General features: G+C 37.0%; 4 protein-coding genes. 2 read left to right on the forward strand and 2 right to left on the reverse strand.

Going from position 1 to position 3,793, the window contains the following annotated elements; translation table 11 throughout:
• On the reverse strand, positions 1–1,624 hold a 1,624-nt coding region (locus ACFVSH_RS23930; protein WP_387708221.1), incomplete at its 3' end, for a hypothetical protein.
• Between the two features lie 493 nt (positions 1,625–2,117).
• Between ACFVSH_RS23930 and rocF the strand changes: the two genes are divergently transcribed.
• Positions 2,118–3,068 carry an arginase gene (gene rocF, locus ACFVSH_RS23935; RefSeq protein ID WP_192204743.1) on the forward strand — a complete coding sequence of 317 codons (951 nt, stop codon included), beginning with the start codon at positions 2,118–2,120 and terminating at the stop codon, positions 3,066–3,068.
• Between the two features lie 38 nt (positions 3,069–3,106).
• Here the strand turns inward: rocF and ACFVSH_RS23940 are convergent, their stop codons facing one another.
• Positions 3,107–3,277 carry a hypothetical protein gene (locus ACFVSH_RS23940; RefSeq protein WP_387598441.1) on the reverse strand — a complete coding sequence of 57 codons (171 nt, stop codon included), beginning with the start codon at positions 3,275–3,277 and terminating at the stop codon, positions 3,107–3,109.
• A gap of 157 nt (positions 3,278–3,434) precedes the next feature.
• Between ACFVSH_RS23940 and ACFVSH_RS23945 the strand changes: the two genes are divergently transcribed.
• The coding region (locus ACFVSH_RS23945) for an amino acid permease (RefSeq protein ID WP_387708223.1) at positions 3,435–3,793 on the forward strand (359 nt) is incomplete at its 3' end.

Consider the following 3,793-nt stretch of genomic DNA (forward strand, 5'->3'; position numbering starts at 1 on the left):
GTGTACGGTCATTTAATTTTTCACCGATCGATTCCATTAAGGTACTGGTTTTATTCGGCTGTAAAAAGTCTCCTTTTCTTGCTTGGGTCCTCCAGCGCCAGCTTAAATATCTTGTAAGCCTTTTTTCCCAAAGTTGCTTATAAGGATTATATTGAAGGGCCTTTATCGAAAGAAGGGCGACTTGCCTCGCAGAGCCATTAAGATACTTAGCGAAAACCTTGTCAATCGTGAACGTTATCTTTTTCCTGCAAGTTTCTTCCGATATATCATATTCCACACCAGCACGATCTTTAAAAATAAATGTCCTCCCTTGTAGCTTTGTCTGAACAGGCTTACCATTTTCATAGATGGTAGCTTTGTTAATGTTAATCCAGATGCTTTGTATATTTGTAAGCGATTTCAAAATTTGTTCACGCTGTTTAGGTTCGTAACCACCCCGACGTCCGAATCCACCAAGTTTTGGCTTCAATCCTCTTATTGAAAGGAGGTCATTTAAACAAATTTCCACTGTTTCCTCATTATGAGCAGCCTTTGACAAGAAAAGGCTGCAAAGAGCATCAAAAACATCGACATCAACATCAGATAAAGAGTGGAAACGGTTCCAAGCTTCTTTTACATTCGACTGCTCAAGGGTTGTATGATCGTTCCCAAAAGGGATTATTTGTATGTATCCTTCCGTATTCCCCTTTAATATTGGAGTTGCAGGCCAAGGGTTGTTTTCAATGATTTCGAATTTTTTTTTATAAATTGCATCTCTAACCGACTGATATGGAGCACTATTCATTACAAGCAAATGATCTTGGATTGTAAAGTTGAAAGCAAAATCCCTCATCGTGGATAATAGTACATCCGATGTTTGCAAATCCCTCTTAAAACATAGCAGGTTTTCTATCTTTTCGATCGTATTATTTTCGATATTAAATTCAATCATGATCTTATCGATCCACTTTTTAATATACTCATTAACGATATCTGTTACTTTCGATAAAAATTCAGTGTTTTCAGTAAAATGTTTTGTGAGATGACTGTAAAATAGCTTATTTAATGCTTGATCATCAAGTCTTTCCATTTCATTAAAGCCTATTGTTAAGGCTATTTCCTCAAGGACCCATTCTTTTACCAGCAGTCTAAACCAGCTGTAAAAGTCCTCCCAAACCGTTTTCTCAGCTAAAAAGGTATCTTTTTTTAATTTTTTTTCCATTTGGTAAATTGAATCTTCCATTAAATGTTTATCTTTTAAAATAGCATGATTTCCTGTAGAAATCCTATCATATTCACTTAATAGATAGAATACGACATGTTGGGCAATATGGGATAATGTTTCATTTCTCGCCGTTAACCGCAGCTTGGCAAATAGCTCTTCGTTCTCTTTATATGCATGTTCCCAAATAACAAAACTTTTATTATTCAATCCATCTTTAAAGGTTAGAAACCCTTTCGAATCTTTTAGCTTGTGTGTTTTGAATTTATTATTGAAATCATGAAATTGATTGTTTTGCTCATATATGCAAAGAACCAAAAAATTATTTATTTTGCTTGAACAGCGGTTCGATAAATACTCAAAGCTCTGATTCCTTAGGTTCGGTTCCATTTTCCCACTATGTCTGTCATTGCTATTCAACATGAATACCTCCTAATTCAAACTGCGTCTAAAAACAAAGTACTCAGTGAGTTAGATGAAAAAAATTCGTAAAATTCTTTTAAGCTACTAAATATTTTTAGTCTTTTTATATATATTCCATATAAAATTGAAAAATCCTTCCATGCATTACAAGTGAAACTGCCCTTTTTTCTGAATAAATGTAACTAGCAACATATACCCATTACCTTCTGAATCATCCTTTGCGTAAGAATCAGATTAGGAACGCTTCCACTTTCATCCGTGAGATGAAAATCTCACCATATTCCATATTTAAAGGGATTCGCACCACTTTTCTTATTTATGAACATACCCTGCACGGTAATGAATTAATGTTCATGAATAATTAATGCTAGGAAATTTAACCCAAGACTTTCACCCTTTTCCCAATCGTATAAATATTCAAAAAAATGTCGAGTTGAGTCATCTATCCTTTTACCCTTATACTAGGGAAGAAAAATCGAAGGAGGAATTACACATGAAGAAGGAAATTTCAATTATTGGTGTTCCAATGGATCTTGGTCAAACTAGAAGAGGAGTGGATATGGGGCCTAGTGCCATAAGATATGCAGGATTGAGTGAAAGACTAGAAAACATTGGCTATACTGTCCGTGATGAAGGTGATATTAAAGTAGAAATACAGGAAAGAGCACAAAGTGATATCGACACAAATCTAAAGAATCTGCAGGACGTAGCAGAAGGTAATGAAAAATTGAGTCAAAAAGTGGATGAAGTCATCCAATCCAATCGGTTTCCTTTAGTATTAGGTGGAGATCACAGTATAGCAATCGGGACATTAGCCGGTTTAGCGAAGCATTCTGAAAACTTAGGGGTAATATGGTATGATGCACATGGGGATTTAAACACTGCCGAAACTTCCCCATCAGGAAACATACATGGTATGTCCCTTGCAGTAAGTTTGGGTCTTGGCCACCCTGCACTGACTAACATTGGCGGATATTCTCCAAAGGTCAAACCAGAAAATATTGTCATTATTGGTGCCCGTTCTTTAGACCAAGGTGAGAAAGAGTTAATCAGGGAAAAAGGAATTAAAGTCTATACGATGCATGAGATTGATAGAATGGGCATGACAAAAGTGATGGAAGAATCGATTGCCTATCTGAAGGAACGTACGGATCTTGTTCATTTATCACTTGATTTAGATGGTCTTGATCCAGATGATGCACCAGGGGTCGGAACGCCTGTAATGGGAGGAATTAGTTACCGTGAAAGCCATCTTGCCATGGAAATGCTAGCTGAAGCTAATATCATTACATCAGCAGAGTTTGTTGAGATAAACCCAATATTGGACGAGCATAATAAAACGGCTGAAGTTGCTGTTGCATTAATGGGCTCATTGCTTGGGGAAAAATTACTTTATGGAGCGGAAGATCATATCACTCCTGATTTATTGGCTCATGTTAAATAATCGGACTCAATGTTTTTTATAGAAAAATAGAGAGTTCGTTAAAGTGATAATCCATAGGAAAAAGCCCATACTTCTTTTATGTGCTTCTTCCCCCGTTGACGGATAATCGACTTGAACCAATTTACATCCCTAGTTTCCTGACGCTTGGCTTCCTTTTCTTTATTAAGCGGCGCTTTCGAAATTAATTCTGCATAGGTACCTTTGTTCATTGACTCATTATTCTTTAATGCAGAAGTAATCTCTTTTCGGAGGGAATTCGATACCATCTAAGAATCAAAGCTATTAGACTTGTGAAAACACAAATTCCCTAATAACGTCCCAACATAAATGAAACCGTTTGCACCCATCAGGTAAAGGAGTTTTTCAATGAAAACAGCAGAAAATCAACCAAATGAATTAAAACGGAGCATGAAAGCAAGACATTTATTTATGATTTCTATAGGGGGATGTATTGGTACGGGCTTTTTCATTGGTTCAGGCTATACCATTCATGAAGCAGGAGCATTCGGTGCTATCCTCTCTTACATAGTCGGCGGCTTCATCATGTATTTAACGATGCTTTGTCTAGGTGAACTATCCGTTGCCATGCCTGTTTCCGGTTCGTTTCAGACATATGCGACTAAGTTCATCGGTCCTGGAACCGGGTTTGCCATCGGATGGCTTTACTGGTTAGGTTGGGCTGTTACAGTTGCTTTAGAGTTTTTGGCAGCAGGACAGCTTATGCA

This window comes from Peribacillus sp. NPDC058002, assembly GCF_042886655.1.
Classification (GTDB): Bacteria; Bacillota; Bacilli; order Bacillales; family DSM-1321; genus Peribacillus; species Peribacillus aracenensis.